Annotated in this window: 10 protein-coding genes; 4 read left to right on the top strand and 6 right to left on the bottom strand. The window is 68.0% G+C overall.

Features of this window, described 5'->3' with window-relative positions:
- Positions 1 to 79 precede the first annotated feature (79 nt).
- The 3 genes from ACZZZN_RS12685 (at position 80) to ACZZZN_RS12695 (ending at position 2,656) form a co-directional block, all read left to right on the top strand.
- Positions 80 to 976 (top strand): ABC transporter ATP-binding protein, encoded by an 897-nt coding sequence (locus ACZZZN_RS12685; protein ID WP_463505497.1) that lies wholly within the window; start codon positions 80 to 82, stop codon positions 974 to 976.
- Positions 973 to 2,070: an ABC transporter permease gene (locus ACZZZN_RS12690; protein WP_463505498.1), complete on the top strand. Its 1,098-nt coding sequence runs from the start codon at positions 973 to 975 to the stop codon at positions 2,068 to 2,070. The genes ACZZZN_RS12685 and ACZZZN_RS12690 overlap by 4 nt, the downstream gene beginning before the upstream one ends.
- Before the next feature lie 145 nt (positions 2,071 to 2,215).
- Positions 2,216 to 2,656 carry a hypothetical protein gene (locus ACZZZN_RS12695; RefSeq protein ID WP_463505499.1) on the top strand — a complete coding sequence of 147 codons (441 nt, stop codon included), beginning with the start codon at positions 2,216 to 2,218 and terminating at the stop codon, positions 2,654 to 2,656.
- 147 nt (positions 2,657 to 2,803) lie between these two features.
- Here the strand turns inward: ACZZZN_RS12695 and ACZZZN_RS12700 are convergent, their stop codons facing one another.
- From ACZZZN_RS12700 to ACZZZN_RS12725, 6 genes are all read right to left on the bottom strand, one after another.
- Positions 2,804 to 4,810: a beta-galactosidase gene (locus ACZZZN_RS12700; protein WP_463505500.1), complete on the bottom strand. Its 2,007-nt coding sequence runs from the start codon at positions 4,808 to 4,810 to the stop codon at positions 2,804 to 2,806.
- Between the two features lie 25 nt (positions 4,811 to 4,835).
- Positions 4,836 to 5,732 carry an ABC transporter ATP-binding protein gene (locus tag ACZZZN_RS12705; RefSeq protein ID WP_463505501.1) on the bottom strand — a complete coding sequence of 299 codons (897 nt, stop codon included), beginning with the start codon at positions 5,730 to 5,732 and terminating at the stop codon, positions 4,836 to 4,838.
- Entirely contained in the window at positions 5,729 to 6,619 is an 891-nt protein-coding gene (locus ACZZZN_RS12710; RefSeq protein WP_463505502.1) for an ABC transporter ATP-binding protein, read from the bottom strand. Before ACZZZN_RS12710 ends, ACZZZN_RS12705 begins: the two co-directional genes overlap by 4 nt.
- Complete coding sequence (locus ACZZZN_RS12715) at positions 6,616 to 7,638, bottom strand: ABC transporter permease (protein WP_463505503.1); 1,023 nt, start codon at positions 7,636 to 7,638, stop codon at positions 6,616 to 6,618. Before ACZZZN_RS12715 ends, ACZZZN_RS12710 begins: the two co-directional genes overlap by 4 nt.
- A 61-nt stretch (positions 7,639 to 7,699) precedes the next feature.
- Positions 7,700 to 8,689, bottom strand: coding sequence for an ABC transporter permease (locus tag ACZZZN_RS12720; protein ID WP_463505504.1), 990 nt, complete (start codon positions 8,687 to 8,689; stop codon positions 7,700 to 7,702).
- A 52-nt stretch (positions 8,690 to 8,741) separates the two neighbouring features.
- Positions 8,742 to 10,445, bottom strand: coding sequence for an ABC transporter substrate-binding protein (locus tag ACZZZN_RS12725; RefSeq protein WP_463505505.1), 1,704 nt, complete (start codon positions 10,443 to 10,445; stop codon positions 8,742 to 8,744).
- Between the two features lie 163 nt (positions 10,446 to 10,608).
- Here ACZZZN_RS12725 and ACZZZN_RS12730 point away from each other — a divergent pair, with 163 nt between their 5' ends.
- On the top strand, positions 10,609 to 12,864 hold the full coding sequence (locus tag ACZZZN_RS12730) for an alpha-galactosidase (protein ID WP_463505506.1): 2,256 nt from the start codon (positions 10,609 to 10,611) through the stop codon (positions 12,862 to 12,864).
- Positions 12,865 to 12,932 lie beyond the last annotated feature (68 nt).

Below are 12,932 nucleotides of genomic sequence, written 5' to 3' on the forward strand. Positions count from 1 at the left end.
CGGTCCGTCGCTCAGGGGACGCCCTCGATCCCCCGCACGGGGGATGCCCTGGGTCCGCGGCCGCCGATAGCGTCGAGTCATGGCCACGAGAACCCTGCAATTGACCGGCATCACCAAGAGGTACGGCACTCGTCGAGTACTCGACGACGTCACATTCTCTGTTCCGAGCGGCCACCTCACCGGCTTCGTCGGAGGTAACGGCGCGGGCAAGACCACGACGATGCGAATCACCCTCGGGCTGCTCACGTCGGACGGCGGATCGGTGACGCTGGGGGGCACCGAACTCACCCCCGAGACCCGCCGAGGGTTCGGCTACATGCCCGAGGAGCGCGGCCTGTACCCGAAGATGAAGGTCGTCGAGCAGGTGGTGTACTTCGCTCGTCTGCACGGCTTCTCGAAATCGGATGCCACGGCGCGAGCCACCGCGCTTCTCACAGAGCTGGGCCTCGAAGAGCGCCTGAACGACAACGTCGAGGCGCTCTCTCTCGGAAATCAGCAGCGCGCGCAGATCGCCGCGTCCCTCGTGCACGACCCCGAGGTGCTCATCCTGGACGAGCCGTTCTCCGGTCTCGACCCGCTCGCGGTCGAGACCGTGGCCAGCGTGCTGCAGGAACGCGCATCGCGTGGCGTCTCGGTGCTGTTCTCGTCCCACCAGCTCGACGTCGTCGAGCGCCTGTGCGACGACCTCGTCATCATCGCCGGCGGCACCATTCGCGCCGCCGGCCCCCGTGAGGCGCTGCGCGAGCAGTATTCCGAACCGCGGTGGGAGATGGAGAGCAGCGGCGATGTCGGATGGCTGCGCACCGAGCCGGGTGTCGAGGTCGTGGATTTCGAGCGCGGGAACGCCGTGTTCGACGTGGACCACCCGAGTACCGCGCAACGCGTCTTGCGTCGAGCTCTCGACGGCGGAGACGTGACGCGCTTCTCCCCGCACCACACGTCGCTCTCGCAGATCTTCAAGGAGGTCATCCAGTGAACACTTCGACCAGCACATCACTCTCCCCGGGCAAGGGAGCCTGGCTCGTCGCCGAACGCGAGATCAGCACGCGCGTGCGCAGCAAGTCGTTCCTCATCTCCATCGGCATCCTCATGGTGATCGCTGTCGCGGGCATCGTCTGGATGGGCTTCTCCGGTGGGTCCTCCGGCACGACATCGATCGCGGCGACCAGCGAGGCGTCTGCCGTGCTCCCCGACACCGAGCAGTTCGAGGTCACCGAAGTCGCCGATCGTGCAGAAGCCGAAGCTCTCGTCGCCGATGGCACGGTCGAAGCCGCGGTGCTCGTCGACAGCGACTCCCCCACGGGAATTCTGATCGTCGCCGACGAGTCCGCACCAGACGCCCTGGTCGCGATGATGTCGGTCGCACCTGCCGTCGAGCTCCTGAATCCTGACGCACCGGACTTCGGAACGCGGTACATCCTCGGCCTGATCTTCGGGCTCGTGTTCATGATGACGGCGATCACGTTCGGTTCACCGATCGCGACGAGCGTCGTCGAAGAGAAGCAGACCCGGATCATCGAGATCCTGCTGTCCGCGATCCCCGCCCGCGCGCTCCTGGCCGGCAAAGTCATCGGGAACACCCTGCTCGCGATCGGGCAGGTCCTGCTGCTGACCGCAGTGGCGGTGGTCGCGCTGATCGCGACCGGTCAGACCGACCTCCTGCAGGGAATCGGCGGATCCATGCTCTGGTTCGCCGTGTTCTTCCCGTTCGGCTTCCTGCTGATCGCCTCGATGTTCGCTGCCGCAGGCGCGCTCGTCTCACGCCAGGAGGATGCCGGCGCCACTTACACCCCCGTCATGTTCCTCACGATGATCCCCTTCTATCTCGTGATCTTCCTCGGCGAGCAGCCGATGGTGATGACGATCCTGTCGTACGTGCCCTTCTCCTCCCCGGTCGCGATGCCGATCAGGCTCTTCTTCGGCGAAGCAGCATGGTGGGAGCCGTTCGCATCGCTCGCGCTGATGCTGGTCGCCGTCGTGATCGTGATCATGATCGGGGCGAAGATCTACGAGAACTCCCTGCTGAAGATGGGCGCTCGTGTGAAGTTGCGCGACGCTCTGCGCGGCTGAGGGGAGGGGCCGGTCGCCACGAGGGCCGCGGGATCCAGGGTGCTCGCGGCCCTGGTGTGAGGACGTCCCGAGGTCATCCCTCAGACGGATGCCGATACCTCGCACGCACGATGATTCGGCCACGTCCTCGGGCGAGGGTGGATGCATGAACGCACGAACCGCCCTCGCCGCCCCCGCACTGATCGTTGGCGGGCTGATCTCCCTGACCGGATGCTCCGCCTACGACAGCATCGTCCACAAGCAGTCCACGTCGACCTTCGCCGACGCGGAGGCATTCGGCGAGGGCACCGCCGTCGCCGTCGACTGGATTCCCGCGGACGCCACCGAGATCACCGTGCGCACGTCGACGATCGAGAATGCGGCGGATGCCGTCGTCCTGCTCGCCAGCGGATCCACGCTGCCCGGTGACTGCACCGAGGTCGAGCGTCGGTCGGCACCCGCCTGGGTGCTCGACGACGCCCCCGACCCTTACAAGGCGAAGACGGTCTTCGCCTGCGGCGACTGGAGCGTCATGACCACCGGCGACGGCTGGTTCGGCTGGACTCCGAACTCGCAGGAGGAACGGGCTGCTGCATTCGCCGGCTGATCTACCTCAGACGCGCGGCCAGTCGCTCGACAGGTAGGTCCCGGCGATGCGGGGAGCCGTGCGATCGGCGGCGGGGAGCCGTGCGCTCTGCAGCGGGGAGCTCCGCCATCACTTGCAGAAGCTGTCGCTCGCGAGCTGCGACGCCGGTCAGCTGCCCGCACGCTCCCGGATGACGACGACTCCACCGGCAGTGACCGAGACGGTTCCCGAATACTCGTGCCCGGTCAGAAGGTCGACACCCGAGGCCTCGGCCCACCCGTCCTCGGCGGCGTGGTTGATGAGGAAGAGATAGCCGGTGTCTTCCCCCACCCGCCGCACCGCTTCGATCCCGGGTGACACCAGGGCGGTCGGAGTGATCTCGGTCTCGTCGAGCAGCCGATCGACAAGCGCGCCCAGGCTCTCGGCGTCGAGATCGACCGACAGGTAGTACGCCGTCCCGGCCCCGGCCCGCCGCTTCGTCAGCGCCGGGCCGCCGGCCAGCGCGCCCTCGGCATGACGGGCCAGCACCTCGGTGCCACGGCCGGGCTCCGGCTCGCGCAGCCGCTCCGCCCAGCGGCGCACCGTCCACCCGTTGTCGAGGCGCAGGCTCTGGTCTGCATCCAGCGGCGAGAACTCCTCGCTGGTCACGCCCAGCAGCTCTCGGAACGCTCCGGGATACCCGCCGAGTCGCACGGTGTTGACCTCGTCGACGATGCCCGAGAACCAGGTGACGAGCACCGTGCCACCGGCCTCGACGAAGTCATGCACCGCACGGGCGTTCTCATCGGAGATGAGGAAGAGCCCTGGCACGACCACCAGCCGGTACGCATCGAGAGAAGCCCAGGGCGCCACCACGTCGGCCGTGACCGCGCGGGCGAAGAGGGCGTTGTGCACGGCTCGCGCGGTGTCGGCGTAGCGCAGGTCGTTGCTCGGCTTGAGCCCCGACTTCAGCGCCCATCCGGCCTCGTTGTCATGCAGGAGCGCGACGTCGGACGGTTCGACCGTGCTGCCACGCACCTCGGCGAGCGCAGCCAGCCCCGCCCCCAGGTCGACCACATCGCGGAAGACGCGGCTCTGCGGTCCCGAGTGCGGGAGCATCGCCGAGTGGAACTGCTCGGTGCCCGATCGTGAGGCGCGCCACTGGAAGTACATGACACTGTCCGACCCGCGGGCCACGTGCGCGAGGGCGTGACGTGCGAGCTCTCCCGGTGCCTTGGGTTGATTGATGCGATGCCAGCTCGATGCTCCGGTGGCGTGCTCCATGAGCATCCACGGCTCTCCTCCGCTGAGCCCGCGCATGCGATCGCCGCTGAAAGCGAGGTCCTGATGCCGCAGCGGGTCGGGGCCGAAGGTGTAGTGATCGTTGGCGACGATGTCCATCTCGTCGGCCCAGCGCGTGTAGTCGACCACGTCGGGCCCGAGACCCACCATGAAGTTGGTCGTCACCGGCACGCCGGGGGCGAGCCGCCGCAGCACGGCCTTCTCGGCGCGGTAGTGGTCGAGCAGCTCGTCGGACGAGAACCGCTCGTAGTCGAGGAGCTGCCCGGGGTTGTGCGCCGTCTCACCCCACGGCGTCGTGACCTCTTCGAACGACGAGTAGGTGTTGCCCCAGAACGCCATGCCCCACGCCGCGTTGAGCGCGTCGACCGTGCGGTACTTCGCCTCGACCCACTCGCGGAATCGGGCGTTCGAGACCGGGCAGTGGCAGCGCGCGTTACCGCCGCCGAGCTCGTTGCTGACGTGCCACAGGCGCACAGCCGGGTGCCCTGCGACATGTTCGGCGAGACGCTCGACGATCCGCAGCGCGTATCCGCGAAAGACCGGAGACGACGGGCACCAGCCGAGGCGGCCGCCAGGCGCGAGCGGATGCCGGTTCCTGTCCTGCGGAAGGATCTCGGGATGCAGCCGGTGCAGCCACATGGGCACGGCGGCCGTGGGTGTGGCGAGATCGACCGCGATGCCGTTCTCGTGCAGGAGGTCGAGCATGCGGTCGAGCCACGAGAAGTCGAAGACCCCCTCTCGGGGCTCGTGCACGGCCCAGGAGAAGACGCCGAGGGTGACGAGGTTGACCCCGGCCTCGCGCATCAGCGCCATGTCTTCGAGAACCACCTCCCACGGCCACTGCTCGGGGCTGTAGTCGCCCCCGAACGACAGGGCCTCGGTCGGCCACTGCACGGACCTGGGCTGCGATGCGACGCGCTCAGGCACGGGCCGGCTCCCGATCCGCCGTCTCCCACGACTGCGTGTAGTGGTTGAAGCACACGCTGTTGTCGAGCGACGAACGGTCGGTGACCACCTCGCCCGAGACCACTTTGCCGATCTTCTCAGGGTCGGGGGCTGCGACGGCGAGCAGGCGCGTGTACGCGTGCTGCGGGTTCAGGATGACGTCATCCGCCGGCCCCCGTTCCACGATGCGCCCGCGATACAGCACGAGGATCTCGTCGGAGAAGTGCCGCGCGGTCGCGAGGTCGTGGGTGATGTAGAGCAGGGCGAGGTCGTCTTCGCGCTGCAGCCGCCCCAGCAGGTTGAGCACACCAAGCCTGATCGACACGTCGAGCATCGAGACGGGTTCGTCGGCGATCAGCACCTCGGCGCCCGGGGCCAGGGCCCTCGCGATCGCGACACGCTGCCGCTGTCCACCCGACAGCTCATGCGGCCTGCGCGCGGCGACCTCAGCCGCAGGATGCAGGTTGACGCGCTCGAGCATCGAGACGACCTTGTCGTGCACGACGCGGGCGTTGCGATCGGGGTGGTGGATCCGGATCGGCCGGGCGATGTGGTGCTCGATCGTGTGGAACGGGTTGAGCGACGCGAAGGGATCCTGGAACACCATCTGCACGTGCTGACGGTAGAGCGAACGGGGCACGGGGGTGCCGTCATCCCGAGTGACGTCGATGCGTCCCGACGTCGGCTTCTCGAGCCGCGACAGGATCCGCGCAATCGTGGACTTGCCCGACCCCGACTCCCCCACGAGGGCGACGGTGCGCCCGGGGACCAGCTCGAACGAGACCCGGTCGACCGCACGGAATGCGCTGCGCCCGAATCCCTTCTTGATCGTGAAGTCCTTCGTCAGCTCGGACACGCGGATCGTGGTCATCGGTAGTCCCCCTGTCCTTCGTCGTCTCCGGTGCGGATGAACCCTCCGCGTGACCCGCTGAGGCTCGGGAACGACGAGAGCAGCTGCCTCGTGTACTCGTGCTCGGGCTCACGGTAGATGCGCTCGGCGGTTCCGAGCTCGACGATCTCGCCGCGCAGCATGATCGCGATGCGATCGCTGATCTCGAGGAGCAGCGGCAGGTCGTGGGTGATGAAGATGACGGCGAAGTCGAGTTCATCCCGCAGCCGCACGATCTCGCGCAGGATGTCGCGCTGCACCACGACGTCGAGGGCCGTGGTCGGCTCGTCCATGATCATGACCTGCGGTTCGAGCAGCATCGCCATCGCGATCATCACTCGCTGCCGCATTCCGCCCGACAGCTCGTGCGGATACGACTGCAGACGCGCGCGGTCCACGCCGACACGTTCGAGCACATCGCCCGCACGTTCGACGCGCTGCCGCTTGGAGAGCTCCGGACGATGCGTCAGCAGCACATCGCACAGCTGCGCCTTGATCGACGTGACGGGGTTGAGAGCGTTCATCGCGCCCTGGAAGACCATCGACAGCTTGGTCCAGCGGAAGGCTCGCAGTTCGTCGTCCTCGAGTGCCATCAGGTCGAGGTCGGAGCCGTCGCGATCGTGGAACGTGATGGTTCCCGAGGCGATCCGCGCCGGCGGCTTGTGCAGTCGGTTGATCGCGTACGCGAGCGTCGTCTTTCCGCATCCGGATTCGCCTGCGAGCCCGAGGATCTCACCGGGGGCGAGCGTCAGGCTCGCATGCTTGACGGCCGTGACCGGGGTCTCGACCTCGTAGACGACCGAGAGATCGTCGATGCTGATGACCGCCTCGCGCTGGGAGCGGCGAGGGGGCGCTTCGGTGAGGGTCATGCCAGGGCCTTTCTCTCGCGGTTCTCGCGGGCGGCGAGCGCGCGCTCTTCACGGGCCGCGATCTTCGCGCGGCGGCGATGCAGCCGCACGTTCTTGAGCTTGGGGTTGATGATCTCGTCGATCGAGAAGTTGACGAGCGACAGTCCCATGCCGAACAGGGCGATGATGAGCCCCGGCGGCACGAACCACCACCAGGCACCGAGCGACAGGGCGAAGCCGTTCTGCGCGTAGAACAGCATGGTTCCGAGCGTCGACGAGTTCGAGGCGCCGAGTCCGAGGAACGACAGCCCCGCCTCTCCGAGGATCGCCGCGATCACCGCGAACACGAACTGCGAGGCGAGCACGGGAAGCAGGTTCGGGAGGATCTCGACCGCGATCACACGGCCGGCCCTCTCGCCCGCGACCCGGGATGCCGCGACATAGTCGCGATTGCGGATCGACAGCGTCTGGGCTCGCAGCACGCGGCTGGATGCCGCCCACCCCGTGATCGCCAGCACCACCGCGATGGTCCAGAGACCGCGCTGCTCCTGAGGCACGAAGCCCGAGATCACGATCACGAGCGGCAGGCCGGGGATGACGAGGAACACGTTCGAGAACAGCGAGAAGGCCTCATCGGCGAAGCCGCCGATGTATGCGCCGAGGATTCCGAAGAACGCGGACAGGATCGTGGCCAGCACACCGACGATCAGACCGATCTGCAGCGAGCCCGCCGTCGCGTAGGCGAGCTGCGCGAACACGTCCTGCCCCGTCTGCGTGGTTCCGAGGATGTGCTCGGCGCTCGGCGGCTGCAGCCCCGTGTCGCGGATGGTCGTCGGATCCTGCACGAAGAGCGGCCCGAGAACACCGAAGAGTGTGATGCCGCCGATGAGGATCAGTCCGAAGGCGAGCCACGGCGTCATCGTCGGGAGCATCATGCGCCAGGCGGAGCGCGGCGGCTTGCCCCGCTCGGCCCGCGCGGTCGCGAGGGTCATCGTCGAGTCGGCGACGGTGGGCTCGGTGCGAGGTGAGAGGTTCGTCATGCGCCGGATCCTTCCGAGAGGTGGAGCGCGGATGCGGGGTGCGCGGTGACCGCCCGGCGCATCATGCGTTCACCCGCGTACGGGGATCGATGAGGCCGTAGAACAGATCGACGATCAGGTTGGCGCCGAGCACGGCGAGGGTGATGAACAGGAACAGGCCCTGCATCAGCGCATAGTCGTTGTTGGTGACGGCCGAGAGCAGCTTCGAGCCGATGCCCGGGTAGGAGAACACCTGCTCGGTGACGATCGACCCCGATACGACGAAGCCCAGCGAGATGGCGAACCCGGCGATCGAGGGCAGCACCGCGTTGCGGGCGGCATAGCTGCGCAGGATGCGTCCGGGCGTGAGCCCCTTCGCCTGGGCGGTGACGATGTAGTCCTCCGACAGCGTCGACACCATCATGTTGCGCATGCCGAGCAGCCACCCGCCGACCGACGCGATGACGATCGTGAGCGCCGGGAGGAAGCCGTACTGGATGGCGGATGCGATGAACTCCCAGCTGAACCCGGGGTCGAGCACCACGTCGTATCCGCCCTGCGACGGGAACATCTTGAGCGTGGAGGCGAAGAAATACACCAGGATCAGCGCCAGCCAGAAGTACGGCACGGCGGCGAGCAGGGTCGTGGCCGGCACCAGAGAGTCGAGCCAGGTGCCCGGCTTCCACCCGACGATCGCGCCGAGGGTGACGCCGATCACCGCGGCCAGCACGGTGGCCACACCGACGAGCACGATCGTCCACGGCAGTGAGGTGCTGATGACCTCGGTCACCGGGGTGGGGAAGTAGCTCACCGAGACGCCGAGGTCGCCCCGGAAGACGTTGATGAGGTAGTTCCAGTACTGCAGGAGCAGCGGCTGATCGGAGTCGCCGCCGAGAAGGAGCTCGTAGGCGTCGCGAGTCGCGGGGGTGACGATTCCGCCCCTCTGCTGCAGCTTCGCGAGCAGGATGTCGACCGGGTTGCCGGGCAGCAGCCTGGGGATGAGGAAGTTCAGGGTCAGCGCAGCCCAGAGGGCGACGAGATAGAACCCGAGCTTTCGAACGACGTAGTTCACGGCGTGCGTCCTCCGTCCCGACCGACGGGCTCCTTCGCGGCGACGATCACGATCACTCCCCCGTCGGCTTCAGCGCCTTGAAGATCTGCGCGTTGTCCGGCGACGCCCAGATCGCGGGGAACGCGTAGAGGTCGTCGAGAGTCGGCCAGCCGGTGAACTTGTCGGCGTGGAACTCGCTCGTCGTGCCACCCGTGAGCACCGGGATGTACGGCATCGACGTGACGATCTCGGCCTGGATGATGTCGAACTGCGCCTGACGCGCGGCGGTGTCCTCAGGATCGGTCGCCTTGAGCACCGCGAGCGCGGCATCGACGTCGGGGTCGCTGAAGCGGGCGACGTTCTGCGGGGCGACCTCGCCCACCGGGGCGGTGAACTCGGTGTTGAAGTACTTGTCGTAGAGGTAGTACGGGTCGGATGCCGCACCCTGCCCGAGCGAATCGATGGCCAGCTGGTAGGTGCCCTTGCCCTTCTTGTCGGTCCACTCGTTCCACGAGGACTGCGATACCTTCAGCTCGATGCCCGCGGCCTTGAGCTGCTGGGCCATCGTGTCGATCGCCGTGATGTAGTCGGTCCACCCGGTCACGACCTCGACGGTCAGTGCGAGCGTCTCGCCGTCTCGGGCGTAGATGCCGTCGGCGCCCTTGGCCCAGCCCGCAGCCTCGAGGATCTCGGCGGCGCCCTCAGGGTCCGGCGCGCTCGGCGCGAGCGGCTCGGCGACGGATGCCGAGATCAGGTCGCTCTGCGTCGTGGTGAGCGCGAGCGTCGGGGAGATCTCGCTGGCGGTGTTCTGGAAGGCGAGCGAGTTGATCTGGTCGCGGTTCAGCGCGAGGTAGATCGCCTGCCGCACAGCCGGGTCGGTCTGCGGTCCTGCGCAACCGAGCTCGGCGCTCGAGCAGGTGAGCAGCGCCACCTGGTTCTGCGGGATCGTGATCGCGTCGTAGCCCGGGTAGGTCGTCGACACGTTCTGGATGTCGGGCACCGGCCCCGTCTGCCAGTCGATCGTGCCGGCCTTCAGCGCGTCGGCACCGGCGGTGTTGCCGGACAGCGAGAGGTAGCGCACGGCCTTCACCGCAGGCTCGCCGTCCCAGTAGTCGGGGTTCGACTCGAGCGTGAACGCCTGCGGCTTGAAGTTGCCCAGCGTGTACGGGCCGGTTCCGACGGGCTCTGCCATCACGTCGGTGGTCGGGTCGATCCCCGACCAGATGTGCTCGGGCACGATCGGCGTGCGGCCGAGCAGCGTCGGCCCGCTCACGAACGCCGGGTAGTCCCACGTGAAGACGACCTGCGTGTCGTCGACGGCTTCGACCGTGCCGTCGAACCCGCCGTTGTTCAGCGACGGGGTGTCGAGCATCATCTGGAACGTGTACGCGACGTCCTTCGCGGTGAACGGCTCGCCGTCCGACCAGGTGACCCCGTCGCGCACCGTCACGGTCAGCTGGGTGCCGTCGTCGTTCCACGCGTACTCGGTGCCGAGAAGCGGGACGTACGGATCGTTGTTCACGTTCGTGACGAAGAAGAGCGATTCGTAGATCGTGCCGATTCCGCCGATCTGCGACGGCGAGTACGGGTTGAAGTTGATCTGGTAGTCGCCGGACTGGCCCGTGTAGGCGACGAGGGTGTCGGCGCTCGACGACGAGGACGATCCTCCCCCGGCGGGCGCGCATCCCGACAGCAGGACTGCGGCGGTTGCGACGGCCGCGGCACCCGCGATCCAGAGTCGCGCGGACGGTCGTGCTTCGTTCTTTCTGCGGAACATCGTTGGTCCTTTCTCAGGCGCGTCCGCTGAGAGCTGTCGGCGCCGACTGTGTGGTGGTGGACGGGGAATCGCACCTTCCGGCCCCATTGTTACTTAGCTAAACTATGTCCGTCAAGCGTTTTCCGAGAAGCACTCCGAGCGCACCCAGCCGCGAAAGGGCACCATGACCGACCTCGCACTTCCTCCCGCGCACAGCACCGACGCTGCGCGCCGCGACAGCACCGACCCTGCGCGCACGTCCGCCGAAGCGCGGTTCACCCACCTCCGTCGTGACGGCGTCTCGTTGCTGATCGAGCACTCGGCGGGCCCCGCACCGGAGGGGGCGACCACGAGCCTCCCCCAGGTGCTGTTCTGGGGCGCTGACCTCGGAACGGTGTCAGCCGACGAGCTCGACGATCTCGCCGCAGCCGTCAGCCGTCAGCACTCGTCGGGAGATCTCGACGCCGCCTGGCAGGCCTCGATCCTGCCGGTGGACCGCGACGGATGGGCGGGCCGCCCAGGACTCGCCGTCTCACGGGGCGGACTCCCCGTGCACCCCCGATGGGATCGGGTCGACTGCTCCGCGTCCGAGGACGGACATGCGCTCGCGATCGTCGCCGACGACACCCGCAACGGTATGCACCTCTCGTCGACCATCGAGATCCAGGTCGGCGGAGTAATCACGGTCGAGCACGCGCTGACCTCGACCCTGCGCGACGACGACGCCACCGGCGGGCTCTCGGTCGGCTGGCTCGAAGCGACGCTGCCCACGCCCAAGGCCGTCGACCACCTGACCACGTTCTCGGGGCGATGGACCCGTGAGAAGGCCCCGCAGACGACCTCGATCCCCCGCGGGTCGACCGCGCGGCAGACGCGGCGCGGCCGCGGCGGACACGACTCACCGATGCTCTACCTCGTCTCGATCGATCCGCCGCGCGACCGCGACGGCGAGCTCTGGGGCGTACATCTGGGCTGGAGCGCCGACGTCACGTACCGCAACGATCGGCTGCCCGACTCGGTCGACGTCCTGGGCGCGGGCGAACTGCTGCGCACCGGCGAGGTCACCCTGCGGGGCGGTGAGACCTACACGACCCCGACCGCGTACTTCGCCTGGTCGGATGCGGGACTCGATGGGCTGTCCGCGCGCTTCCACCGGTTCCAGCGCGCACGCCCGCAGCATCCGATCCGCCCGCGGCCACTGGTTCTGAACACCTGGGAGGCCGTGTACTTCGACCACGATCCGGCATTCCTGCGCACTCTCGCCGACCGCGCGGCGCACGTGGGCGTCGAGCGGTTCGTGCTCGACGACGGGTGGTTCCTCGGACGGCGCCACGACCGGAGCGGCCTCGGCGACTGGATCGTCGACCGCACGGTCTGGCCCGACGGGCTCGGCCCGCTGGCCGATCACGTGCACGCGCTCGGCATGGAGTTCGGTCTCTGGTTCGAGCCGGAGATGATCAACCTCGACTCCGACCTCGCCCGCGAGCATCCCGACTGGCTGCTGCACCCGGCCGATCACCTCCCGACCCCGGCGCGACTCTCGTGGCGGTCGCAGTACGTGCTCGACATCGCGCGGACCGAGGTCTACGACCACATCTTCGGCCGCATCGACTCGTTGGTGTCGGAGCTCGGCATCGACTTCATCAAGTGGGACCACAACCGCGACCTGGTCGAGGCCGAGCACGACGGGGCCCCCGGCACGCACGCCCAGACACTCGCCACGTACCGGATGATGGCGGAGCTCAAGTCCCGGCATCCGGGGCTCGAGATCGAGTCCTGCTCGTCGGGTGGAGCACGCAGCGACCTCGGCGTGCTGAACGTCGCCGATCGGGTGTGGGCGAGCGACTCGAACGATCCGGTCGAACGGCAGGACATCCAACGGTGGACTCAGCTGCTGCTCGCGCCCGAACTGGTCGGTGGGCACGTCGGTCCGACGACCGCGCACTCGTCGGGCCGCACGACCTCTCTCGCCTTCCGTCTCGCGACGAGCCTCATGGGATCCGCCGGCTTCGAGTGGAACATCGCCGATTGCACCCCCGAGGAGGTCGAGATCCTGCGCCGATGGGCGGCGCTCTACAAAGAACTCCGCACCACGATCCACACCGGGACCGCCGTGCATGCCGACGTCCGCGACCCCGCGCTTCGAGTCGTCGGTGCGGTGAGCGTCGACCGAGCCGAGGCCGTGTTCACGATCGCGAGCGTCGCGACCCTTGAAGACTCGCTGCCCGAGCGCATCCGACTGCACGGACTCGACCCCGATGCGCGGTACCGCCTCAGGGTGCGTGACGAGATCGGGGCGGCACCGCACGGCTTCGCGACCCCCGAGTGGCTGAAGTCCGGGGGCGTGACGCTGTCGGGACAGGTGCTGGGCACCGTGGGCCTGCAGATCCCGCCCTTCTGGCCCGCGCAGGCGGTCGTGCTGCACCTCGTGCGAGTGTGACGAGCTCTCGCTGACACACGGGAATCGCCCGGCCGGTCGCTCTGCGCGATCGGCCGGGCGAGACCCTC

Source organism: Microbacterium sp. AC145 (genome assembly GCF_979258505.1).